This window comes from Xanthomarina arctica (assembly GCF_014638915.1).
GTDB classification, from domain to species: domain Bacteria; phylum Bacteroidota; class Bacteroidia; order Flavobacteriales; family Flavobacteriaceae; genus Xanthomarina; species Xanthomarina arctica.
This window is the reverse complement of the sequence record NZ_BMFQ01000002.1, coordinates 927642-950491: the sequence shown is the minus strand read 5'-3', so window position 1 is coordinate 950491 and position 22850 is coordinate 927642. Positions and strand designations below refer to the sequence as shown.

The window sequence follows — 22850 nt, the reverse complement described above, 5'->3', positions numbered from 1 at the left end:
ACTTATTATAAGTCACCTAATTCGCTGTAATTTTTATTACATTTGAATACTCGAACCTAATCAATGAAAGACTTTATTAATTTTCTTTATAGAAATCATTCTCTTGCTTATAAATTAATTCTTTTTATAAGTACCACGTTTTTAATTGTTTATTTGTTTCCTAAAAGTGGCAAGTTTAAGTATAATTTTGAAAAAGGGAAACCTTGGCAATCCGAAAACTTATACGCACCATTCGATTTTGCTATTAAAAAAACGGATGAAGAAATAAAAGTTGAGAAAAAGGAGATAACAGATAAAGCTAATTTATATTTTATTCTTGAGCCAAACATTACAGAACGTGTCGTTTCAAATTATAAATCTGAGTTTAAATTGGAACTGCCGGACACTTTAGTGACTTCCTATAAAAATAAATTATATAACACAGGCTTAGATTTAATTAATAAACTATATGTAAACGGAGTTTTAAATGAAGATTATAAATTTTCAAAAGACAAGAAAGCCATTCTTCTTGAAGATAGAACAGAGAAACAAACTGTTAGATTTTCTGATTTAGTTAAGCAAAACGACATTAAAAATAGCATAACCAATTTCTTAGTTAAAGAAAATTTAATGGAATTTCAAAAGCCATTTATTGCTTTGTTTTTCGATGTTATAGAGCCAAATCTTAGCTATGATAAAGAGTTTACGGAGAAAGCCTTACAAAATGAATTAGATAAAATTTCATTTACCAGAGGAAGTGTTGAAAAAGAAACGCTAATAATCTCTAAAGGTGAAGTGGTTGAAGGAGATAAATATCAAATTTTAAAATCGCTAGAATCTGAATATGAGTCTCAAGTATGGACAAAATCGAATTATTATTGGATTGTATTTGCCTATACCTTATTGGTTTCTTTAGCATTACTGATGTTATTGTTATTCTTACGAAAATATAGAAACGACATTTTTGAGAACAATACTAAAGTAACTTTTATTTTTTTCAATGTGTTTTTAATGGTTTTAATTACCACGTTGGTTGTTAGTTATAATTCGCAATATATTTATGTTGTTCCACTGTGTATTTTACCGCTAGTTCTTAAAGCCTTTTTTGATGCTCGTTTAGGGTTGTTTACCCATGTTATTACGGTACTTCTACTTGGTTCTATAGTGCCAAACAGTTACGAGTATATGTTTCTTCAAATAATAGCTGGAATTGTTACTATTTTAACGGTTTCTGAGCTTTATAAACGTGCGAATCTGTTTATTTCTGTCGGACAAATCACACTTATTTACATCATCGCCTATTTTGCGTTTTTTGTAATACATGAAGGAAGTGTTGAAACCTTAGAATGGGAAACCTTCGGAATGTTTGTACTTTGTGGCTTGGCAACCTTATTCGTGCAACCTTTAATTTATGCCTATGAAAAGATTTTTGGATTGGTTTCAGATGTGTCATTATTGGAATTGTCGGATACGAATACCAAACTTTTAAAGGAACTATCCAACAAAGCACCAGGAACCTTTCATCATTCTTTAAACGTCGCTAATTTAGCTGAAGCTTCTGCAAATGAAATTGGAGCAAATGCCATGTTGGTTAGAGTAGGAGCATTGTATCATGATATTGGTAAAATGATGAACCCTACTTATTTTACAGAAAATCAGTCAACCGGTATTAATCCGCACGATGAGTTATCTTCGAAGGAAAGTGCTAAAATTATAATTGATCATGTAATTAACGGGATTGAAATAGCTAAAAAGAACAACCTGCCAGACCGCGTAATCGATTTTATTAGAACACACCATGGAACTAGCGTTGTTTATTATTTCTATAAAAAAGAAAAAGATATAGATGATTCCGTGGACAGAAGTTTATTTACTTATCCTGGTCCAAAACCGTTTAGTAAAGAAACAGCTATCTTGATGATGTGCGATAGTGTAGAAGCGGCATCTAAAAGTTTAAAGGAACCAACATCGAGTAAAATTGATGCATTTGTTGAAAATATTATCAATAAGCAGATGGTGGACGAACAATTCTTGAATGCAAACATAACTTTTAAAGAAATTCAAGCCATTAAAAAAGTGCTAAAACACAAGCTTGCAAACATTTACCATTTGCGAATTGAATATCCAGAATAAATATTAAAAAAAGTGAAAAAAATAGTTGCGTTATTTAAGATGAAAAGCTACATTTGCATCCGCATTTAATTTCAAATGTGCGTTCATACAAATATTACTGGAGAGGTGCCTGAGTGGCCGAAAGGAACGGTTTGCTAAATCGTCGTAGGTGAAAACTTACCCAGGGTTCGAATCCCTGTCTCTCCGCTTTTTTTTATTATTATCAGATAACTGTTTTCGGGGTGTAGCGTAGCCCGGTTATCGCGCCACGTTTGGGACGTGGAGGCCGCAGGTTCGAATCCTGCCACCCCGACAAAATTAATGATCAATTAATATCAAAACCTTGGTAATCGTAAGATTATCGAGGTTTTATGGTTTTTAAGCAATCATAAGAATTGATATTATTTGGTTAAATAAGTGACCTATTCGGTTACCATTTAATAGTAAATAAAAAGGTAACCGAATTATTGATTTGACTTTCGTCAGTAAACAAATGTTTAACTAAAAGACGAAAGACATGAAAACTTCAACCACATTTAGTATTCTGTTTTGGCTCAAACTTTCGAAAGCCAAAAACGGAAAAGCACCCCTTTATGCTCGCATTACAGTAAATGGAAAAAGAGCGGAGATTAGCCTAAAAAGGAAAATCATTATTGAATTCTGGAGCTCGGCCAAGAATAAGGTCAAAGGCACCAACCAAGAAGCACGAATTATTAACGAATTTTTAGACCAGGTTTCTTCAGAACTTCACAAATCCAAGAACGAATTAAAATCTGAAGGCAAAATTATTTCGGCTCTAACGATTAAGGCTCGTTATTTAAAAGAAGATGAACAAAACTATTCTTTAAATGATATTACAAAATATCATAATGAAGATATGGTCGGGAAGCTAAAGTGGGGCACTCAAAAAAACTACTTTACGACTCAAGGATATATAACAGGTTTTTTACTCACAAAGTTTAAAGTAAATGATATGTACTTAAAACAACTTGACTATAATTTCATTTTAAAATTTGAAACGTACTTAAGAAACTACATACCAACAGACCATCAAAAGCCGATGGGCAATAATACGGTAATGAAACATATTGAGCGTTTTAGAAAAATGATAACCCTTGCCTATAAATTGGAATGGATTGATAGAGATCCTTTTATTAATTTCCAATCCAAATTTGAAAAAGTAGAAAGGGGGTTTTTAACAGAAGCCGAATTGTTGGATATTGAAGAGAAAAACTATACAATTGAAAGATTACAATTAGTAAAGGGTCTATTTGTATTTGCGTGTTATACGGGTTTAAGCTATATAGACGTCGTTAATTTGACTGCTAATGACATCAATTACGGAATAGATGGTGAACTATGGCTAATCATGAAAAGAGAGAAAACAAATAATGCCTTACGGATCCCAATTTTGCCTAAAGCACTAGATTTAATTAATAAATATAAAGAAACCCCCAAATCCATAGCCAATGGGACGATTTTTCCGAAAATGTCAAATCAAAAACTAAACTCTTATCTTAAAGAAATTGCAGATTTATGTAAAATCAGAAAAAACCTAACCTTTCATTTAGCACGACATACGTTTGCAACCACAGTAACACTTTCAAACGGAGTACCCATTGAAACAGTTTCAAAGCTATTAGGTCATTCTAGAATTTCAACTACTCAAATTTATGCTAAAGTAATTGAAAGAAAGGTGAGTGAGGATATGGGAACCTTAAAGTCATTTTTAAGTAAGCAACAAAAAAGAACAAAAAAAGAAATCAGTTAGCTAAACTCAAATGGTGTGATTTTCTGATAAATTTTCTTACATTTATATTCCCAACCCAAATCGATCATTGATGAATAAGATTAACGACCTTGTTGATGAATACAAAAATCAAGTCAATAATATTCAACAAGATAGCCTAAAGGAAATCTCTAATTTAAATTACCTTATTACCCTCAGTAGCGATTACCTTCACTTATTAAGACTATTTGTTAGACAAAGAGGATTCCCTACTGAAGTAGATGAAATTCATTTTTTCAAAGATGTAAAACCCTTTGTTAATGGTCATTTAAAGTATTTTAGTCATGTACATACTTATTTAATGAACCGTCCTAAAGTAAATGCTTCAAAACAGAAAAAATACATTTACATCATTATTGATAAGCTAGAAGCGCATAAAATACGTCAACTTGATTTCGTTAGATATTATCGGCATAAAGCTACTAGATTGGATCATATTTATTTTGTTCGGGGTTCAAAAACCATAGCGATATCTAATAATATTAATCATTTTGTCGATCCCGAATTTTCAACTAGTCATGATGATATGGTTGCAAAAATTGTGGCCTACGATTTACTAATTACATATTACAGGCAAGAACTTAAGCTTTTAAAAAGCAAAAAATTAGATTATCTCAATGAAGATATTCTGCCAATTTCTCAAAGGTTTTCTTGGACTGCCTCTAAAACAGATCTCGTGGAATTATTGTACGCTACTCATGCAATTGGAGCCATTCAAAATGGCAATGCAGATATAAAAAACCTGGCGAAACTCTTTGAGTCACTTTTCGATATTGATCTAGGTAACTTCTATAAAACCTATGGTGAAATTAGAGCAAGAGAAAGAGATCGTACAAAATTTTTGGATAATTTGAAATCTTCACTACTCCGTAGAATGGATGCCGATGACGACTAAATTCGGATGCTATTTTAAGCATATTTAAATATGGATAACTGTTAAATTCTTTCGGTAGTTGTTCGGTACTACCGAAGAGTTTTCATTGAAAAACACTATGAATTACCAATAAAGGCATAAATCTTCTAAGTTGTTGTATGTTTTAAATGGTGAAAACTATTATTGAGTACTAATACATATCCACTAAAAGGCGTTTTATAGTTAAAAGCTAGATCCTTTTTCCAACACAAATCATCATATCCAAGTTCAGACTTTCTAAATAGTAACATTACCTATCATTAAAAATGGAGGTAATAACACTTGTATTAATAAAATGTTAAATTACTTCGGTAGTTGTTCGGTACTACCGAAGTATTATCAACAAATAATCTAAAATTTGCTGAACGAAAGTCAAATCAATTTAATAGCTGCCATGGAGAGCGAAAGTTCAATATGGTAGCTATTTTAAACTAAAATTTTTACTATGCCAGCAACAATTATTACTACAGAGGATTTAAGAGAGTTCAAATTAGAACTATTAGATGACCTCAAAGCAATCATGAATCACAATTCAGGATTTACACCTAAAAAATGGCTAAAGTCCCCAGAAGTTCGCGATTTTTTAAGTATCTCACCGGGAACACTACAAAATCTTCGCATTAATGGAATACTACCTTATACGAAAGTTGGTGGCGTTATTTATTACGATTATGAAGAAATTCAAAAAGTTATGGAGGACAATAAAATTCATAATAAATTTTAGCACACCTAAAAATAGCCCCTCCTTTGGGGGGGTTGGGGAGGCCTTATGGAAGACGTAAATTACATCAAACATCTAAACGCTGTCTTTGAGCAATTCTCGAAAGACAGCCGTTTAAACCCAACCCATATTAGTTTATATATGGCTTTGTTCCAGTTGTGGAACATAAACCGGTTTAAGGAACAGTTTTTTATAATTCGCGATGAGGTGATGCAACTATCAAAAATAGGCTCAAAATCTACCTATCATAGGTGTATTAAAGAATTGCATCATTGGAAATATGTTGTGTATGATCCATCTCATAATCCATATCGAGGGAGTAAAATTAAGATACTCAAATTCGAGACAACCTCTGGACAAGCAGTGGTACACAACCGCCCCAAAAATGAGACAAGCAATGGACAAGCACTGGTACCTAAATATAAACATATACAAACAATAGAAAACAATAAAAACATAAATAAACTTGACCAGCCCAAAAATGAAAAAGAAGTAATTGATTTTTTTAAAAAGGAAAACTGGGCAAAAACTGAAGCTCAAAAATTTTACAATCATTATCAAGGTATTGGATGGAAAGTAGGTGGTAAAACTAAAATTGTTAATTGGCAAGCTACAGCCAGAAATTGGATGCTAAAAGCTGAAGAAATTATAAACAATAAGCAACAGTCTCATTTTAAAGACAACCTAAGGACAACTAAAAACAAAAATTACAACGAACCTCTTTAGTTCCCACGAAATGGAAGATTCAAGAAAACAATTGTTTAAAATAGTGAATCAATAAGTAAAGTGGGAATCTCATAAAAACAAATTGTCACCTTGAGCCTGTCGAAAGGTCACATCTATAGAACCATGAATACGACACAACCACATATAATAATCGAAAAAGGAGTGGAGTACCATCTTGGAACTCTCAATGGTAACATGATTCAATACGATTTTAAAAAAATATTGATTTACCTCGAAGCCAAGGGGAAATTACTCTTCGGTAAACACTTTAAAATTTATGATGAAGATGAGATCATTCTTTACAAGCTGTGCATTTATTTTATTAGAGACTTTGAAGCTTGCGAAAAGCTAAAGATAGATCCAAATAAAGGAATTCTGTTATCTGGGCCTGTAGGCTGTGGTAAAACCAGTTTAATAAAGTTATTACGGTACATAGTACCTCATCAAAAAATGTATGAAGTAATTCCAGCTCGTAACATCACATTTGCTTTTAACAACCTGGGTTATAAAACTATTGAAGAATATGGTAATAGCAATTTTTACTGTTTTGATGATTTGGGTGTTGAAACTACAGGTCGTCATTTTGGTAAAGACTGTAATGTCTTGGGTGAAATTCTCTTATCTCGTTACGATTTATTCCTAAAACGAAACATAAAAACCCATGCAACTACCAATCTAAACGCTCAAGAATTAGAAGAGAGATATGGCAATCGAGTACGTTCTAGAATGAGACAACTATTTAACCTTATTGCTTTTAATGAAAAGAGTATTGATAAACGCCTCTAAATATCAATAAATATTAAACCCTAAACTTATATTTCGCTTAATATAAGAGGATTTATTTTTAGATTTAATTTTTTGGAAGGAATGTTGAAACTTAGAGCATCCAGAATTATCTTATATTTCTTAAATAATGGATAAATAGTAATTCATTAAACTATTATTAAATTCATTTTGATTTTGCTACCTAAGTAGCAAAATCAAAATCATATAGTAATTATAACTTAATAACCTATGCAAAAAAAACTCAACCAACTTGAAGCTACTGCAATTTGCGGTAATGATATTAGTTCATCATGCTTATATGTTTCTGCCTTAGCAATAGTTTATGCTGGACAGTATGCATGGATTTCATTATTAATGGTCGCTGTGGTTCTATTTTTCTTCCGAAGAATTTATGGAGAGGTAGTAGGAGCTTTGCCTCTTAATGGAGGGGCCTATAACGCTTTGTTAAATACAACAAAAAAATCAACAGCTTCTCTAGCAGCGTCTCTTACTGTTTTATCTTATATGGCAACTGCAGTAATTTCTGCCAGCGAAGCTGTAAAATATGCACATAGCATTTGGGAAGTTATCCCAATTATTCCTACTACAATAGGTTTATTAGTCTTATTTATGGGATTAGTAATTATAGGCATTGGCGAATCTTCTAAAGTTGCAATAGGCATCTTTATTTTTCATTTAGTATCACTCACTATTCTTTGCGGATTTTGTTTTGTTTTTTTAATTGAAAACGGTACTGAAACGCTCTTTTCTAATTTTAGCACACCAGTAAAAGGTGGAATTACAACAGCTCTATTTTTAGGGTTTTCGGCTGCAATGTTAGGTATTAGTGGCTTTGAAAGTTCGGCTAATTATGTTGAAGAACAAGAAAATGGTGTGTTCCCTAAAACATTACGCAACATGTGGATTGTGGTTACCGTATTTAATCCCTTAATTGCGTTTTTGGCTTTGTGTATCATTCCAATTCCTACAGTAGTTCATAACCAAGATGCATTATTATCTATCATGGGAAAAACGGCAAGTGGTAGTTGGTTGTCACTATTGATTGGTATTGATGCTGCTTTAGTATTGAGTGGTGCAGTTCTAACCTCTTTTGTTGGTGTTGGGGGTTTAATGAAACGTATGGCATTAGACAGAATTTTACCAGAACTTCTACTAAAACAAACTAAAAAAGGCAGTAACTACTTAATCTTTATTTTGTTTTTTGCATTATGTGTTTCTATTTTATTGATTACAGAAGGCGACCTTGCCAAATTAGCTGGAGTTTACACCATAGCGTTTTTATCAGTAATGATTTTATTTGGAATAGGGAACCTTTTGCTAAAAGTGAATCGTTCTAGCTTACCAAGACCTGAAAAGTCTAGTTGGTTGGGTTTATTTATTGGTATAATCGCTGTAGCTCTAGCTATTATAGGTAATGTATTTTTAAATCCAGCCTATTTAGGTATATTTTTGGAATACCTTATTCCTACGCTTGCTGTAGTGTTTTTTATGTTCTACCGAACTTGGACCTACAAAATTGTCTTGAAAATACTCGATTATATCTTTCCTGAAAAAACTGTCCTGTTTATAAAATTGAATAAATATATTAAACATCATTTAAACGAAGTTAACAAACAACAATTTATCTATTTTACTAAACGCGATGATGTGGCTACATTAAATAAGGTGTTGCTATATATTTCTGAAAATGAATCTACTCGAAAGGTGAAAATTATTACGGTTTTAGATAAAGATGAAACTGTAGAGGAAGGTCTTAGAAAAGACATAGAGACTCTAGATAGAGCATATCCATTAATTCGTGTAGAATTTATTGAAGAACCTGGTGTTTTTGGGCCAGAAAAAATAAAAGAATTATCCAGACGTTGGCACATACCTACCAATTTTATGTTTATAGCTTCACCTGGCGATAAGTTTCCTTATAAAATTCAAGAATTAGGGGAAGTACGATTAATTATATAACCTCAAACTCTTAATGAAATTTACCACATTCAATTCACTTAAAAGTCGAAATTTTAGACTCTATTTTGTCGGTCAGTCTATTTCACTTATTGGTACTTGGATGCAAAAGACTGCCGTAAGTTGGGTCGTGTACTCATTGACACAATCTAATATAATGCTTGGTATTTCTGTATTTGCAACACTTTTTCCAACTGCAATATTTTCATTATTTGGTGGTATTGTTGCAGATAAATATAATAAATACAAGGTGTTATTAATCACTCAAATAGCAGCCTTAATTCAGGCTGTTTTATTAACGTTTGCAGTTGTGTTTTTTAAACAAGACTCTGTCTGGTTTATTATAGGTTTAAGTGTTGTGTTGGGTATTATTAATGGCTATGGATCACCAGCCCGACAAGCATTAGTTAAGGATTTGGTAGAAGATTCTAAAAATCTACCAAATGCTTTGGCTCTAAATTCATCAATGGTAAATTTTTCAAAATTGATTGGTCCAACCATTGCAGGTTTTATACTGCAACAATTTGGTGATCAAATTTGCTTTGGACTCAACGCAGTAAGCTATTTAACGGTAATTATTAGTCTATTACTTATGAAGCTACCTGTATTTATCCCTAAAGCTAAAATTAGTAGAGATATTGACGATTTAAAAGAAGGTTTTCAATATCTAAAAAAAAGTGAGCTATTGTCTTCAGTAATTATTTTTACAGCATTTGCAGGATTTTTTGTGCTTCCATTTACCACCTTAACACCAATTTTCGCACAAAATATTTTTAAAGGAAATGCTTCAACATTAGGTTTTATAGATGGTTCAATTGGTTTGGGTGCATTTTTAGGTGCTTTGTATCTTGCATCACTTAAACCTGGAACCAACTTAAACAAAATATTAACCATAAACACGTTTATTTTTGGTGTTGGTCTCATATCATTTTCTTTAATGGATACGTTACCTATAGCATTAACTTTTTTAATTATTGGTTCTTTTGGGATGATGTCTATTAGAACACTTACCAATACGATACTACAAATAAATGTAGAAGAAGCCTTTAGAGGTCGCGTTATTAGTGATTTTTTATTGGTATTAGCAAGTGCCATTCCTTTAGGTAGTTTGATGGTAAGCAGCATATCACATTATATAGGTGTACAAAAAATGGTTTTTATTGAAGGATGTATCGCAATAATTATCTCCATATTCTATTATATATATTTAAAGAAAAAAAGAGTGAAGCATATAAAAATTAATAAAAGTATACATACCACAGCTGTGACAACTGTCCAAACTTAAAATGAATAAAAAATGATACACAAATATTTTACAGAATTCAGAATTGAAACTATGATTGCAATCATCGTTCTTTCAACCTTTACAATTTCAATAGTGTTTAATTGGTTGATGCGTAGATTTGTAAAAAAGACATTAGTTGAACATCATAAAGATGTAACAGCTTACCTTTTTATGAAACATATTTCTACCGCTATAATTTATATTATTGGTATCGCATTTGCATTGATTCAAATACCAGCTTTTAAAACCATCGGACATACTTTATTGGCTGGTGCAGGTGTACTATCTTTGGTTGCTGGTTTAGCCTCTCAGCAGGCATTGAGTAATATTATGAGTGGTATTTTAATCGTGATTTTTAAACCTTTTAAAATTAACGATAAAATAACACTTCGTGGCACTTTTACTGGTACTGTTGAAGATATTAACCTAAGACAGGTAGTATTAAGAGATGTTGAAAATAATAGAATTATTATCCCAAATTCTGTAATAAGTAATGATTTATTGGTTAATGCTCATTTAGGTGACACTCGTAATTGTAGATATATTGACATTGGAATTGGTTATACTTCAAATACAGAACTTGCGCTTGAGATTATGAAAGATGAAGTTGCCAAACATCCATTACATATAGATAGTAGAACACCAGAAGACATTGAAAATAATGTGCCTCTTGTTACTGCACGTGTAACTGCTTTAGGCGATTCTGCTGTAAATCTTAAAGTTGCGGCATGGGCAAAAGATAGTGCAGATGGTTATGTATTGTATTGCGATTTATTACAAAGTATAAAAAAACGCTTTGATACTGAAAATATTGAAATTCCGTTTCCACAACGTTCGGTTACTATAGCTAAATAGAAACAAACTATTAAATTTTAATTAATTATTTTGAATATTTTATCCATTTTGTTTATTGTAGCTTCATATCCAATTTTATAAAGTTCTTCAGATTTTTTAAAATCGAACAAACTATAAGCAAACGATTTATCAAGTTCTAATGCAACATCACATTGTTTTATTCGTGGTGCAACATTATCCCAAATACTCATTTGAAACACACGTTCTGCAATGGCTTTAACACCTACAATATTTTTTTTAAAATTATTAGGACATACACTAACGCCAATAATTTTTACCTTCTTTTCTAGTAGTGGTTCTATAGGTAAGTCATTTAACAATCCTCCATCAACATAAAGACTGTCTCCTATTTTTATAGGTTTAAAAATAAGCGGTACTGCGCAAGATGCCATAACATAAAGTGTCAATTCTCCTGTATTTACAATTTCGCTTCGACCAGAATTAATATTTGAAATGGAAATATGAAGTGGAATTTTTAAGTCTTCGATATTTTTCTGTGAAATATGATACTCCAGAAACTCTTGAAGTCGTGTCATATGAGTTAATCCCTTATTGAGAAAACCAATCTTAAAAATCTTTAAAAACTCTTTTTCCTTACTTAGTTCTAAAATTTCTTTAGGTGTATAGCCAGAACAATATAATGATGCTATAAGAGCGCCTGCGCTTGCACCAGAGACTTGAGATGGATAGATTCCGTTTTCATTTAAAGCCTGTAAAACACCAATATGTGCTGCACCTCTTGCTCCTCCTCCAGATAGTACTATCCCTATATTATCCATTTTTACTTGTATTAATTTTATTCATAATATCTTCCATCATTTCTACTTGTACTTTCTGAATATTCAACATTTCTTGCTGTTGGTGAATGATAAGATGATCAAGTTTTTCGAGTAAAGTTCGTATCTCAAGTTCTGCCTTTAGATTAATCATATAATCTTGATTAGCACGTTCTCGGTCTTTTTCTTCTTGTCTGTTCTGGCTCATCATAATAACTGGTGCTTGGAAGGCAGCTAAACAAGATAGAATCAAATTAAGAAGTATAAAAGGATAAGGATCAAAACCTTTATTGGCAAGAAGTATAATGTTTGCTGAAATCCAAATGAAAATGATTACCGAAAATAGGATAATAAATTTCCAACTTCCACCGAAAGAAGCTACTTTATCTGCTAAACGCTCACCAAAATTTTTAGAAATTTCAACTTCTTCTGGTAGTTTGTTAGCCGATATGAGATCTTGGTTTACGATACTTTGTAAAACATCTTCTTCAAGAGTTGTAAGTTCGCCTACTTCTTTAATCAGGTAGGTTTCTAAATATTTCTGTCTATAACGATTTAATTCTGAAATCGAAATCGAACTATGTCTATTAAATTTAAGATGTTCACTTTTAATAAGTGTAAAAATGGAGTTCCGTATGGTCTTACCTAATATCATTTCAGATATTGGAAATTCGTTATTGGATATGATGCTTTTAAAGTTCTCCATGTCTAGTTTCTATTTTTATTTAATTGAAGTAATTTCATTTTAATCCACAATATAAAGATAGGTAAACCACTTATTAAGGTAAATGCTAAGATGATAATAGTAAAATTGTGCTTAATCCAAGGAATGTGACCTAAGAAGTACGCTATATCATAATAGCAAAAACCCAAATTATAACACTAAATATACTGTATTTTGAAAACGTTTTGTAATCCATAACTGCTACACCTGCAATCAATGGTACAATAGAACGTATTAATGGGATAAATCGAGAATAAAATAACGCTTTGACACCGTATTTATCATAAAATTTCTGTGCATCATTGTACGTTGTTTGTTTAACCCATTTTATGGGTTTTCCATCTTTTGGTGCTAGCCATTTTCCTATCTGATAGGCCATTAAATTACCAAGAACACCTCCAAAAATCATTGCTATACCTGCTGACCAAAAATTAACCGAACCAGATGTTGCCATGACACCAACAAAAAACAATAGACCATCTCCTGGTAAAACAGGTGCTGCCGGGAAAAATGCAGTTTCAACAAATACAATAACAAAGAATACAACATATACACCAATGGGGTATGCCACTGAAAGATGACCTAACCAATCGTCAAAATTTATTATAAATCCTGTTAGCATTTTTAAGTTTTTATTTTATTGGACTTCTTAAAAAAGGCTACCAATCTTCCCAGAGATAAGCCTTGAACTATAATTGAAAATACAACAACTATATACGTTATAGGCACAATAATATCCCAAGAAGTAGCTTTGGATAAGGATAATGCCATTGCAATAGATATACCTCCACGCAAACCTCCCCAAGTCATAAGGAGAGAAGTCTTGGATCCAAAAGGTTCCCATTTTTTTAATGAGTTTACCAAAACTTTTACAGATAGATAACGTGCCAGAATAACAATAGGAATTGCAATAAATCCAGCAAGTACGAGTTGTTTATCAAAAGAAATAAGAACAATTTCTAACCCAATTAATACAAATAAAATAGCGTTGCAAAGTATGTCTATTAGTTCCCAAAATTTGAATACATAGCTTTGGGTATCAGTGCGTTTTTTAGATTCCGAATAGGTTTTATTACCAATAAGTAATCCTGAAACCACCATGGTTAAAGGTCCTGAAACGCCTAATTTTTCTGCTAGTGCATAACCACCCATTACCATACCTAAGGTAATAAGAACTTCTGTTTCGTAACTATCAATTTTCATAATGGCACGATGGGTAATTCGACCTAAAATAATCCCAAAAGCAATACCACCAATCACTTCTAAAAAAATAAGCTTTATAATGCCTGAAAGTGCAATGGTTTCAGTATTTCCAACAGATGCAAATTGGAGTAAGGTTAAAAAAATGACCACACCTATGCCATCATTAAATAAACTTTCGCCTACAATATTAATTTCTACTGTTTTATTAATGCCAGCTTTTTTTAGAATACCTATTACAGCCACAGGATCTGTTGGCGAAATTAATGCACCAAACAATAGACAATGAATAATAGGCATAGATAGTCCAACCCATCCCAAAGCATAATAAAGTATTACACCTACAAATGCTGTAGATAAAATAACTCCAAGTGTAGTAAAGGCTAGCACATTCCATTTTTGAGTTTTTAGCTGATTAAAATCTAAGTGCAAAGCCCCAGCGAAAAGCATAAAACTTAAAATACCATTAAGCAATAATTTTTGAAAATCGATAGTACTTACAATACTCTTTTGGAATTTAATAAAAGCAGGAAAATAAATGGAGATAACAATGATGAACATTGAAAATAGAATAGAGACTATCATTATCCCAATACTATTTTGCAATTTTAAAAATCTAAAATTTAGATACCCAAAAAAGGACACTAATACCATCAAAACTGCTGCTATACTGAAAATATCCATTTAGTTTTTTAGTTAAGCTGAAGAATGGTTTCAGATTTTTTTAGCTGCTCATTAAAAAAGGATTCGTCGATTGTTTTGTTAAAAAACGGAATCATCTCATTCAAATTTTCTATAGCTTCAGTAGAATTAAGTAGCTCTGGAAACGCCTTTTCTAATACATCCAACATAATTTTCACAGCGGTTGATGCTCCAGGCGATGCTCCTAACAAGCAGGTTATTTTTCCATCCTTGCTACTTACTACTTCTGTACCAAATTCTAAAATACCACCTTCAAATTCATTTTTTTTAATGGTCTGTACACGCTGTCCTGCAACCAAAATTTCCCAATCGTCATCTTTAGCATCCTTTACAAATACGCGTAAGGCATTCATTCTGTCTTTAAAGGACATGGCTACTTGTTTTACCAAATATTCGGTTAATGGCAGATTATGCCAAAAAACGCCCCAAAATGAATGAAGATTTTTAAATTTTATAGATTTGAACAAATCCAGATTAGAACCTTCTTTTAAAAATTTAGGACTAAAACCTGCAAAAGGTCCAAATAATAATTCTCGTTTACCATTAATATAACGTGTGTCTAAATGTGGTACAGACATTGGCGGATCGCCAATACCTGCTTTACTATACACTTTTGCATTGTGCTGATTGATGATATCTGGGTTTTTACAAACCAACCATTCGCCACTAATTGGGAAACCACCATAACCTTCTTTTTCTTCAATTTCGGCCTTTTGAAGCAATAACAGACTTCCACCACCAGCACCAATAAATGCGTGCTTTGCTTCTAAATGTGAAATATCATCAGTCTTTAAGTCTTTTACTTTAACAGACCAATCTAAATTGGTATCTGGGTCAACATCCAAAACTTCTTTGTGGCATTGTACTTTGGTATCGAATTCGGTGTCTAAAATTTCATAGAGTTGTTTGGTCAATGTTCCGTAATTGACTTCCGTTCCTCGTTCAATTCTTGAAGCTGCCATAGCTTCGTCGTTATTTCTCTGGTGCATCATTAATGGAAACCATTGTTTCATCTGTTCTATATCTTTTGTAAATTGAATGGTATTGAACATGAAATGTTGCTTCATCGCTTGGTAGCGTTTTTCGAGATAATCGGCATTATCTTTTCCTATAACCCAACTGTGATGTGGAACTTTGCAAATGAATTCAACTGGATTTTTAATATAGCCTTTGGTTGTTAAGTATGACCAAAATTGTTTGGACGTTTCAAACTGTGTGCAAATGTCTATGGCTTTATGAATATCCACAGAGCCATCTTCATTTTGAGGTGTGTAATTTAGTTCGCAAAGTGCCGAATGTCCTGTTCCTGCATTGTTCCAAGTGGCAGAACTTTCTTGCGCCACAGCATCTAACCGTTCTAAAACAAGTACTTTCAAGTCAGGCTTTAATAGCTTGGATAATAAGGCTAAAGTAGCACTCATTATACCGCCACCTACACATATTAAATCGTATTCTTTTATTGAAGTTATCTTATTTTTCAATTGCTTGTTGTTTTATTAATAATATTACAATTTACATCAATATTACTTTATTAAAAAAAAAGATAATGCTACTTAGGTAGCAGTTTAAATTTAGAAGTCCTATTATTTTTGAATTGAGTTTAAATAACAATAACTAAAATAAAAGTTATAAAATTTTTACTATAGAAACATGTGATTAAAAATAAATAACACCAAAATTATTTTCATGAGAACAAGTTTATTAACCAAAGTTTATACTAAATTATGGTGGTTACAAATCACTTTGGGTATCTTTTTTATTGCATTTGGAGTAGAAATAGCTTTATTACCAAAAGAAGGTTATGCTGAGTTAAGTTTTTTTTATGCGGTAGCTATTTTGGTAACTGGTGCTTTTGAAATTACTAGAGCTATAAAAAATAAACCATTTTCAGATAAGTGGAAATGGTATTTGTTTGGTGGTATTGTAGATGCCATTGTAGGTGTAATTTTTTTAGCAAATCTAGAGTTAACAATGCAGTTAATTCCTATATTATTAGGTGCTTGGATTGTTTTTAGAGGGATTCTTTATATCATTCTAAGTCTAGAAGTAAGGAAAGAGGTATTTGCTACTTGGTTTGTGCTATTGTTTTTTGGAATACTTATTATTTCAATGGGACTATTAATTTTATTAAAACCAGAAATTGGCAGTTACACCATTGTATATGCAACTAGTATTGCTTTTATTATTATAGGAATTTTTAGAGTGATTTTTGGAAGAAGTTTATTTCTAACTAGGTTAAAGTAGTACTATAGTTGGATTAATTGTATCTTTCAGTATAAATTTGGCTTCAAAAGCTTGATAAATAAATTAAATAAAAAATAAGAACAAATTTTACTATTTGGAATTTTGTTTTTTAAAAGTGATACTTGCAACTTGGAGTTTAATTATAGAAGCATATTTTCCTGTTTATATTAATAATAATTTTGGGATCTTAATCGGTATTATTATTATTATTATCGTCTTTATTAGATTCATCCATTTGTTAGTTTAAAAATAACAAGTAATTAATAACCTTAAAAATTTTGAAATGAAAAACTTATTTTATCTACTATTCATTTTGTTATCCGGAACTTGTATAAAGGCTCAAGTAACAACATTAAATTATAACATTGTTGTTGCAGGTGAAAATGTTGGAACACTTGTAGCCACCAAAACCATTCAAGAAGGTAAAATAACGTTCGATACCAATAGTACGTCTACTATAGATATATTTGGGAAAACTACAATAACAACATCTTTGGTCGTGGTATACCGAAAGGATGTTTTAGAATCTAGCGTTTATACAGTAGAGAAGGATGGAAGCCCTTATGATAGTACTACAATAACCGAAAACAATGGAACCTATTCAATAAATCGAAAAGGGGCAATTTCTAGTTTCCCTGGACCCATTACTGCAAGTGCCAATCAATTGTATTTTAACGAGCCTAAAGGTATTTCCAAAATGTTTGCTGAGCTTGAAGGTATTTATAAAGATATTACCGAGACAGGTGATAATGCTTATTTATTTACAGATCCTGATCATTCTCATAAAAATACATACACTTATGAAAATGGCATTTTAAAGGAAGGAATAATTGATCATGCTCTATTTAATTTTTCTATTATTTTAATTAAATAAATCTATAATTGTAAAATTTAATGCAACTTACATATATAGTTTTAAGTTAATTCTGTTGTTAAAAATAAATGTAATTGTTATAAAAAAAAACATGAGACGATTTAAGAATAAATCGTCTCATGTTAATAATTAATAAATATTTATTTAATTGTTTTACGAAGATTATTACCCAAAATAACACGATAAACACCTATAAAAAAGAATGCAAATGCTGTAGAATAGACTATTGCTAAATCGCCTACAACTGGTTTCGCTAAAACTATTAAAGCAAATATTCCAGATAGTATAGCTGCAAGTAATAACATTCCAGAAGCACCTTTTGATGTTCTTTTTAATTCATAATACATCACTATAAGCATTATGGCTCTGAAGAGTAACCAAAAGCCCAAGAATATTGGTAAAATTTCCATAGTTAGATTTTCGTGAGCCATTAATATGCCACCAATACCCAAATCTATAATACCACCAATAAGATAAAGTACCCACTGTCCTGAATGTTTGCTCGAACCAAACGCATTGAATATTTCAAAAATTCCGGTAATAAAAATCCAATAACTAAAAAAGACGGCTAAAGTGATGTAAGTTTCTGCTGGTGTAAACCAGAACCATAAGCCAAAGCCTATAAAAGCAATACCTAATAGCATTTGTAGCCACCAGTATTTGTTGTTCATGTTCATTGTAAGCGTGTTTTCCATTGTAATTATATATTTAATTGTTATTAATTATTTATTGTTTTGTTCTTTTATTTCTTGTATTATTTCTTCTTGTTCAATTTCTTCATCTATTAATTTTATTTCTCTACCAACAACGGTGGTAAGATGTGATGCTTTTTTCATTGCCAATATTTGTGTTGGGTAAATGCTTCGGTTTCCTGTGATAAAAAAGGAAATGATACACGCCAAAGCTGCATAAGGCGCAATGGCTACACCAAACAATTCTATTCCCATAATACAGGCTGCAATTGGTGCATTAGTTGTACCACCTAAAACGGCAACCAAACCTATTGCTGCAAAAAGTGCTGGATCATGACCTGTAATTTGACCAACAAAGGCTCCAACGGTTGCACCTACAAAAAAAACAGGTGTTACAATACCTCCACTTCCTCCAAAATTTAGAGTTATAGACGTGATAATTATTTTTAAAATAAAGAGATACCAAACTATTTTGGCGCCAGAGAAAATTGCGTTTACGGTTGTTGTTCCTAAACCTAAAGTTTCCGTACCAAAAAAAGTACCTACCAAAATAACTGCGCTTCCGCCAATAAGGCCTTTTAGTAAAAAATGAATTTTAATTCGTTTTGAAATACGTTCGGTTTGGTTCATTATTTCGATAAAAATAAAAGAGCAAACGCCAAAAGCAATACCTGCCAATGCTATTTTAAGAATAAAAAACTCCGTCATTCCGGTTGTAAAGTCAATATGATATTCTGGTCTTACAACTCCCATTAAAGTAGTAACATAATAGGCTGTGATACCAGAAACGAAAGAAGGCAATAAATCGTCGTACAAAATCATACCTACAAATAAGACTTCGATACCAAATACTGCACCAGAAATTGGTGTACCAAATATGGCAGCAAAACCACCACTAATGCCACAGATCACTAATTTTTTTCGGTCATCATCATTAAATTTTAGAATATCTGCCATTAGTGACGCTAAACCACCTCCCATTTGTGCACTTGGGCCTTCTTTACCTACTGAACCTCCAGAAAACAAAGTCAATAAAGTGGTTATCAATTTTACAGGAATTACTGCTACTTTTATTTTACCAGCTTTTTTATGAATGGCTTCTATTACTTTTTCTGTACCATGACCTTGAGCATCTGGTGCTAAATATTTAATAAGGATAATGTTAATGACAAAAAATACTGGTGCAATCCAGAAATATTTGCCAAAACTTTCAGAATAGACTGTTCCCCAATTTAATAGTTTTAAAAATGAGGCTACTAATAAACCAGAGCCCAAACCAATTAAAGTAGCTAAAAAGAACCACTTAATAACATCGTAAAAAATGATTTTTTCGTCTTTTAGATATTTTATCATTGGTGGTCTTTGGTAAGTTTTGAAACCATTACTTTTAATTCTTTCATCTCTTCAATAAGAAATGTAATTTCTTTTTCGGCTTTTATATTGACATTAAAATCGTTTTCTGAACGTATTTCTGCTCTTTTGGCTTGTAAATTTTGACCTACCATAATTAATGGCATCAACATAATTTGTATTAAATTAGATATAAATAACCATAGAACAAAGCCGGGAAAAGGATCAAAGCACAAATGCAGTGGCGCAAACATATTCCAACATAACCAAATTACTGTCCATATTATAATAATAAAGAAAAAACCTATTGTACCTATTCGTTCGGTAATCCAAATGGCAAATAGTTCAGATTTTTTAAGTTCATCCTTATAAATATGATTGGTATTTTTAATGGTCATGATTTTAAATTTTACTATTTAGTCTAAAACTAAAAATTAATTTTGAAAAATACTATTTATATCTAACTGTATATCAATATTCAATAGCAATAAATCATTTATTGTTTTTAGTTGTAATTCTAATAAATAGTGTCAAAATCAAATTCAAAAGGATGGTTTTTTAAGTATCTAAATAATGCTTTTTTGAGTTTTTTGATACCTTGTTTTAACTTAGTCATTTTTTCTAAAAGATGAATATGTTCTATGCATTCTTTACTATTTTCCGTTAAGTTTTTGGTATCTACTAATACAATTATTTCTTTTTTATGTGTTTTAAATTGACTAATTAAATCATTAGATAATTTAAATAACAATTCATCTATATTTCTATATATTTCTTTATGTTCTAAATCGTCAGTGGTGGTAGAGCTTATATGTTCTGAAATAAGGCTATTAAAAAATTTTAGTTCTATGATATAAAACTCAACTTCATCAATCCACTCTTTTGTAAGTTGGTACATGTTTTTAAGATTTCCGTCTAGAAGGTTCTCTGAATTTTTGTTCATTTCATATGTTTTTTAATTAATTTCTCTATTCCAATATTGTGTTCTTCCTAATAGTGAGAAGCCTATATAGCCTCTTACTTTTAGTTTGTTGTCGCCTTCTAAAGCGATATAACATTTATAAACTTTCCCTGTATCTGGGTCTAAGATGGTACCACCTTCCCAAGTATCGCCATCTTTTTCGAGGTCTTGCATAATAACCATTCCTAATATGGGTTGGTTTTTATTTGTGCCTTCACATAAATCGCATAACTTGTGTTCTTTGGTCTTATCTATAATCTCAACCACTTTACCGAAAATTTTATCGTTTTCTTGGTAAATCTCAACAACAGATTTTGCCTTATTGGTATCGTCATCTATAGTAGTCCATTTTCCAATAACAGATTGCGAGAATACTGATGTTATTCCGAAGAAAAACAATGGCATCAATAATATGTTTTTTATAGTTTTCATTTTTTAGAATGAATATCTCACACCAACATTAATTCCAGTTCCACTTGCATTTACATATTGAGTTGGTATTTTTCTCGCCTCGTTTGTTGGTACTGGACTTGTAGCACTTTGACTGTAATTATCTGTAAAAATAAATTCCTTTTCAGAGGTTGGTAAGTCTGCCAATTGCTGTCCAGGAACTAATTGAGATTGACTTCCAGTCACAGCTCTTGTTTCATATTCTTTAATGGAAGCCGACTTACTTTTAATACTAAAATTTCTAAACTCTACTTCGCCAAAAAGATTTAATTTGTTTCCTATTGGGTAGGTTACACCTGCAGCGGCTCCTAAACCAGTGCTAAATTTTGATTTTACTTCTGTCTTGACATTCACAACTATATCAGTTCCAATACCACCACCATCAATTTGTCTAACATCAGTATCTATATATAATTTTCCAGCACCAGTCATTACTAAACCAACTCTTGCATAGGGATTTAGTTTTTTAAAATTAGGTGTTAAATAGATGGCAGGCATTAAATCGACACCACGTATGTAAGCCGTTTCTTCTGAAATTAATTGTGGACTAGTCAACTTACCAATGGTTTCTTTACTACTATTAAAATAATTAATTCCTAATTCTGCTCCAATATAATCGTTAAACATATAACCACCTGTAAGGTTGAATTTAAATCCACCTCCTAAGGTTCCGTTTAAGGCTTTTACATTAATTGTTGAACCATCAGTACTAATCTCAGTGGATTGTTGAATCATGGTAATGCCATTTGGATCTGCATTGTTAAATTCAGTTTTACCAGTTTGTGCAATAAAACCACCACCAGCTCTAAGGTAAAATCCTTTGGTTGGTTGCGCCTCATTATCTTGCGCATGTACATTTAAACCTATTGCCATCAAGGCAACTAGTATAACAATATGTTTTGTCTTCATGTTTTCTTAAAATTTAATTTTGTTTGATTTATTCTAAATGTGTTTAATTTTTCTTTTAAGGTGTTAAAATAATCTTCCAACGCTTCAATTGAAATAAGTTGGTTAGAGTTTATACCTTTAAAAGGTGTTTCTTCTAATAGATAATATAGTTCCGGGAAATACATTTCTATTTCAAAAATGCAGTCTAGAATTTCTTCGTTAAATAACTGCACTTGATTCATGGCATATTGGTATTTGATACATATCTAATTTTACTTTTAATGCATTAAAATATTCCAGAAGCATCTCTGTAGAAACCTTGGACAATTGTTCTTCATAAGGATTCTTGTCTAACTGGTTGTACAATGTTGGATAGTGTACTTCAATTTCCAACGTACAATCCTGAATTTCGTTTATAAGTGCAATTAACTTTTCCATGCTTATCCTATTTACTTAAAATTATAAGTAAATGTAGTATAGCTTTAAACCAAAAAGTGCTACCTAAGTAGCACTTGTCAAGTTATTTTAAAAAATTATTTCTTAAATTTTAGTTACTTTATGTTTAAAGTTTTCTTGGTTTCTTCAAACTCTTCTTTAGAAATTTCGCCTTTAGCATATCGCGCTTTCAAAATATTTAAAGGACTCTCTTTTTTACTTCTTTGGTAAGGTACATCATAAGGTGTAGCGAATATCCATAGTAAAAAGAATATCCAAATAATCCACCAAAAAAAGTGCATTCCGAAGTAATTGCTTTCGTAAAACATAATAGTTTTGTTTTTTAAATTATTAATGCATCTAAAAGTAGATGCTATTACAAACAAAAAGTGCTACGTAGGTAGCACTCAAAGTTTTATTTGAAATTATTTT

At 31.5% G+C, this 22850-nt stretch carries 25 protein-coding genes and 2 tRNA genes; 13 read left to right on the top strand and 14 right to left on the bottom strand.

Annotation, left to right across the window (positions count from 1 at the left end; all coding sequences use genetic code 11):
* Window positions 1-63 precede the first annotated feature (63 nt).
* From IEV77_RS10635 to IEV77_RS10585, 11 genes are all read left to right on the top strand, one after another.
* Window positions 64-2112, top strand: a complete 2049-nt coding sequence (locus tag IEV77_RS10635; protein WP_188464547.1) for an HD family phosphohydrolase — start codon at window positions 64-66, stop codon at window positions 2110-2112.
* Between the two features lie 99 nt (window positions 2113-2211).
* Window positions 2212-2298 (top strand) — tRNA-Ser (locus tag IEV77_RS10630).
* A 31-nt stretch (window positions 2299-2329) separates the two neighbouring features.
* Window positions 2330-2404, top strand: a tRNA-Pro gene (locus tag IEV77_RS10625).
* A gap of 204 nt (window positions 2405-2608) precedes the next feature.
* Window positions 2609-3862, top strand: coding sequence for a site-specific integrase (locus IEV77_RS10620; RefSeq protein WP_188464545.1), 1254 nt, complete (start codon window positions 2609-2611; stop codon window positions 3860-3862).
* Between the two features lie 70 nt (window positions 3863-3932).
* Window positions 3933-4775: an RteC domain-containing protein gene (locus tag IEV77_RS10615; RefSeq protein ID WP_188464543.1), complete on the top strand. Its 843-nt coding sequence runs from the start codon at window positions 3933-3935 to the stop codon at window positions 4773-4775.
* A gap of 463 nt (window positions 4776-5238) precedes the next feature.
* Window positions 5239-5517: a helix-turn-helix domain-containing protein gene (locus tag IEV77_RS10610; RefSeq protein ID WP_188464541.1), complete on the top strand. Its 279-nt coding sequence runs from the start codon at window positions 5239-5241 to the stop codon at window positions 5515-5517.
* Window positions 5518-5562: 45 nt separating this feature from the next.
* Window positions 5563-6240 (top strand): hypothetical protein, encoded by a 678-nt coding sequence (locus IEV77_RS10605; RefSeq protein WP_188464539.1) that lies wholly within the window; start codon window positions 5563-5565, stop codon window positions 6238-6240.
* A gap of 123 nt (window positions 6241-6363) precedes the next feature.
* Window positions 6364-7026 (top strand): P-loop NTPase family protein, encoded by a 663-nt coding sequence (locus IEV77_RS10600; protein ID WP_188464536.1) that lies wholly within the window; start codon window positions 6364-6366, stop codon window positions 7024-7026.
* Window positions 7027-7254: 228 nt separating this feature from the next.
* A complete protein-coding gene (locus tag IEV77_RS10595) occupies window positions 7255-8985 on the top strand; it encodes an APC family permease (protein WP_188464534.1) in 1731 nt (576 codons plus the stop codon).
* Between the two features lie 13 nt (window positions 8986-8998).
* Complete coding sequence (locus IEV77_RS10590; protein WP_188464533.1) at window positions 8999-10267, top strand: MFS transporter; 1269 nt, start codon at window positions 8999-9001, stop codon at window positions 10265-10267.
* A 12-nt stretch (window positions 10268-10279) separates the two neighbouring features.
* Window positions 10280-11122 (top strand): mechanosensitive ion channel family protein, encoded by an 843-nt coding sequence (locus IEV77_RS10585; protein WP_188464531.1) that lies wholly within the window; start codon window positions 10280-10282, stop codon window positions 11120-11122.
* Between the two features lie 17 nt (window positions 11123-11139).
* Here IEV77_RS10585 and IEV77_RS10580 read toward each other — a convergent pair whose 3' ends face one another.
* The 5 genes from IEV77_RS10580 to mqo all read right to left on the bottom strand — a co-directional run bounded on the left by IEV77_RS10580 (window position 11140) and on the right by mqo (window position 16005).
* Window positions 11140-11901 carry a patatin-like phospholipase family protein gene (locus tag IEV77_RS10580; protein WP_188464529.1) on the bottom strand — a complete coding sequence of 254 codons (762 nt, stop codon included), beginning with the start codon at window positions 11899-11901 and terminating at the stop codon, window positions 11140-11142.
* Complete coding sequence (locus tag IEV77_RS10575) at window positions 11894-12604, bottom strand: DUF1003 domain-containing protein (RefSeq protein ID WP_188464527.1); 711 nt, start codon at window positions 12602-12604, stop codon at window positions 11894-11896. Before IEV77_RS10575 ends, IEV77_RS10580 begins: the two co-directional genes overlap by 8 nt.
* 142 nt (window positions 12605-12746) lie before the next feature.
* Window positions 12747-13244 (bottom strand): DedA family protein, encoded by a 498-nt coding sequence (locus IEV77_RS10570; protein WP_188464525.1) that lies wholly within the window; start codon window positions 13242-13244, stop codon window positions 12747-12749.
* A 2-nt stretch (window positions 13245-13246) separates the two neighbouring features.
* Window positions 13247-14476 carry a cation:proton antiporter gene (locus tag IEV77_RS10565; RefSeq protein WP_308419218.1) on the bottom strand — a complete coding sequence of 410 codons (1230 nt, stop codon included), beginning with the start codon at window positions 14474-14476 and terminating at the stop codon, window positions 13247-13249.
* 38 nt (window positions 14477-14514) lie between these two features.
* Entirely contained in the window at window positions 14515-16005 is a 1491-nt protein-coding gene (gene mqo / locus IEV77_RS10560; protein ID WP_262891657.1) for a malate dehydrogenase (quinone), read from the bottom strand.
* 205 nt (window positions 16006-16210) lie between these two features.
* Here mqo and IEV77_RS10555 point away from each other — a divergent pair, with 205 nt between their 5' ends.
* Window positions 16211-16768, top strand: a complete 558-nt coding sequence (locus IEV77_RS10555) for an HdeD family acid-resistance protein (protein ID WP_188464521.1) — start codon at window positions 16211-16213, stop codon at window positions 16766-16768.
* Between the two features lie 283 nt (window positions 16769-17051).
* Complete coding sequence (locus tag IEV77_RS10550; protein ID WP_188464519.1) at window positions 17052-17642, top strand: DUF6134 family protein; 591 nt, start codon at window positions 17052-17054, stop codon at window positions 17640-17642.
* Between the two features lie 140 nt (window positions 17643-17782).
* On the opposite strand, the gene IEV77_RS10545 is transcribed toward IEV77_RS10550, so the two are convergent.
* The 9 genes from IEV77_RS10545 to IEV77_RS10505 all read right to left on the bottom strand — a co-directional run bounded on the left by IEV77_RS10545 (window position 17783) and on the right by IEV77_RS10505 (window position 22747).
* A complete protein-coding gene (locus IEV77_RS10545) occupies window positions 17783-18313 on the bottom strand; it encodes an HdeD family acid-resistance protein (protein WP_229736648.1) in 531 nt (176 codons plus the stop codon).
* A gap of 51 nt (window positions 18314-18364) precedes the next feature.
* Entirely contained in the window at window positions 18365-19687 is a 1323-nt protein-coding gene (locus IEV77_RS10540) for a chloride channel protein (RefSeq protein WP_188464516.1), read from the bottom strand.
* Window positions 19684-20082 carry a DUF1003 domain-containing protein gene (locus IEV77_RS10535; protein ID WP_188464514.1) on the bottom strand — a complete coding sequence of 133 codons (399 nt, stop codon included), beginning with the start codon at window positions 20080-20082 and terminating at the stop codon, window positions 19684-19686. The genes IEV77_RS10540 and IEV77_RS10535 overlap by 4 nt, the downstream gene beginning before the upstream one ends.
* Window positions 20083-20201: 119 nt before the next feature.
* The gene (locus IEV77_RS10530; protein ID WP_188464512.1) at window positions 20202-20627 is read right to left on the bottom strand and encodes a hypothetical protein; all 426 of its coding nucleotides are present in this window, start codon (window positions 20625-20627) and stop codon (window positions 20202-20204) included.
* A gap of 12 nt (window positions 20628-20639) precedes the next feature.
* Window positions 20640-21077: a DUF2147 domain-containing protein gene (locus IEV77_RS10525; RefSeq protein WP_188464510.1), complete on the bottom strand. Its 438-nt coding sequence runs from the start codon at window positions 21075-21077 to the stop codon at window positions 20640-20642.
* A gap of 3 nt (window positions 21078-21080) precedes the next feature.
* Window positions 21081-22004: an outer membrane beta-barrel protein gene (locus IEV77_RS10520; RefSeq protein ID WP_188464508.1), complete on the bottom strand. Its 924-nt coding sequence runs from the start codon at window positions 22002-22004 to the stop codon at window positions 21081-21083.
* Window positions 22001-22225 carry a hypothetical protein gene (locus IEV77_RS10515; protein WP_188464506.1) on the bottom strand — a complete coding sequence of 75 codons (225 nt, stop codon included), beginning with the start codon at window positions 22223-22225 and terminating at the stop codon, window positions 22001-22003. Before IEV77_RS10515 ends, IEV77_RS10520 begins: the two co-directional genes overlap by 4 nt.
* The gene (locus IEV77_RS10510; RefSeq protein WP_188464504.1) at window positions 22203-22421 is read right to left on the bottom strand and encodes a hypothetical protein; all 219 of its coding nucleotides are present in this window, start codon (window positions 22419-22421) and stop codon (window positions 22203-22205) included. Before IEV77_RS10510 ends, IEV77_RS10515 begins: the two co-directional genes overlap by 23 nt.
* Window positions 22422-22534: 113 nt before the next feature.
* Complete coding sequence (locus IEV77_RS10505) at window positions 22535-22747, bottom strand: SHOCT domain-containing protein (RefSeq protein WP_308419216.1); 213 nt, start codon at window positions 22745-22747, stop codon at window positions 22535-22537.
* Between the last annotated feature and the right edge of the window lie 103 nt (window positions 22748-22850).

Excerpts from the sequence above, each read along its gene's own strand:
- IEV77_RS10635 (WP_188464547.1), top strand. The coding sequence starts at position 64 with ATGAAAGACTTTATTAATTTTCTTTATAGAAATCATTCTCTTGCTTAT.
- IEV77_RS10620 (WP_188464545.1), top strand. The coding sequence starts at position 2,609 with ATGAAAACTTCAACCACATTTAGTATTCTGTTTTGGCTCAAACTTTCG.
- IEV77_RS10615 (WP_188464543.1), top strand. The coding sequence starts at position 3,933 with ATGAATAAGATTAACGACCTTGTTGATGAATACAAAAATCAAGTCAAT.
- IEV77_RS10610 (WP_188464541.1), top strand. The coding sequence starts at position 5,239 with ATGCCAGCAACAATTATTACTACAGAGGATTTAAGAGAGTTCAAATTA.
- IEV77_RS10605 (WP_188464539.1), top strand. The coding sequence starts at position 5,563 with ATGGAAGACGTAAATTACATCAAACATCTAAACGCTGTCTTTGAGCAA.
- IEV77_RS10600 (WP_188464536.1), top strand. The coding sequence starts at position 6,364 with ATGAATACGACACAACCACATATAATAATCGAAAAAGGAGTGGAGTAC.
- IEV77_RS10595 (WP_188464534.1), top strand. The coding sequence starts at position 7,255 with ATGCAAAAAAAACTCAACCAACTTGAAGCTACTGCAATTTGCGGTAAT.
- IEV77_RS10590 (WP_188464533.1), top strand. The coding sequence starts at position 8,999 with ATGAAATTTACCACATTCAATTCACTTAAAAGTCGAAATTTTAGACTC.
- IEV77_RS10585 (WP_188464531.1), top strand. The coding sequence starts at position 10,280 with ATGATACACAAATATTTTACAGAATTCAGAATTGAAACTATGATTGCA.
- IEV77_RS10580 (WP_188464529.1), bottom strand. The coding sequence starts at position 11,901 with ATGGATAATATAGGGATAGTACTATCTGGAGGAGGAGCAAGAGGTGCA.
- IEV77_RS10575 (WP_188464527.1), bottom strand. The coding sequence starts at position 12,604 with ATGGAGAACTTTAAAAGCATCATATCCAATAACGAATTTCCAATATCT.
- IEV77_RS10570 (WP_188464525.1), bottom strand. The coding sequence starts at position 13,244 with ATGCTAACAGGATTTATAATAAATTTTGACGATTGGTTAGGTCATCTT.
- IEV77_RS10565 (WP_308419218.1), bottom strand. The coding sequence starts at position 14,476 with ATGGTATTAGTGTCCTTTTTTGGGTATCTAAATTTTAGATTTTTAAAA.
- IEV77_RS10555 (WP_188464521.1), top strand. The coding sequence starts at position 16,211 with ATGAGAACAAGTTTATTAACCAAAGTTTATACTAAATTATGGTGGTTA.
- IEV77_RS10550 (WP_188464519.1), top strand. The coding sequence starts at position 17,052 with ATGAAAAACTTATTTTATCTACTATTCATTTTGTTATCCGGAACTTGT.
- IEV77_RS10545 (WP_229736648.1), bottom strand. The coding sequence starts at position 18,313 with ATGAACAACAAATACTGGTGGCTACAAATGCTATTAGGTATTGCTTTT.
- IEV77_RS10540 (WP_188464516.1), bottom strand. The coding sequence starts at position 19,687 with ATGATAAAATATCTAAAAGACGAAAAAATCATTTTTTACGATGTTATT.
- IEV77_RS10535 (WP_188464514.1), bottom strand. The coding sequence starts at position 20,082 with ATGACCATTAAAAATACCAATCATATTTATAAGGATGAACTTAAAAAA.
- IEV77_RS10530 (WP_188464512.1), bottom strand. The coding sequence starts at position 20,627 with ATGAACAAAAATTCAGAGAACCTTCTAGACGGAAATCTTAAAAACATG.
- IEV77_RS10525 (WP_188464510.1), bottom strand. The coding sequence starts at position 21,077 with ATGAAAACTATAAAAAACATATTATTGATGCCATTGTTTTTCTTCGGA.
- IEV77_RS10520 (WP_188464508.1), bottom strand. The coding sequence starts at position 22,004 with ATGAAGACAAAACATATTGTTATACTAGTTGCCTTGATGGCAATAGGT.
- IEV77_RS10515 (WP_188464506.1), bottom strand. The coding sequence starts at position 22,225 with ATGAATCAAGTGCAGTTATTTAACGAAGAAATTCTAGACTGCATTTTT.
- IEV77_RS10510 (WP_188464504.1), bottom strand. The coding sequence starts at position 22,421 with ATGGAAAAGTTAATTGCACTTATAAACGAAATTCAGGATTGTACGTTG.
- IEV77_RS10505 (WP_308419216.1), bottom strand. The coding sequence starts at position 22,747 with ATGTTTTACGAAAGCAATTACTTCGGAATGCACTTTTTTTGGTGGATT.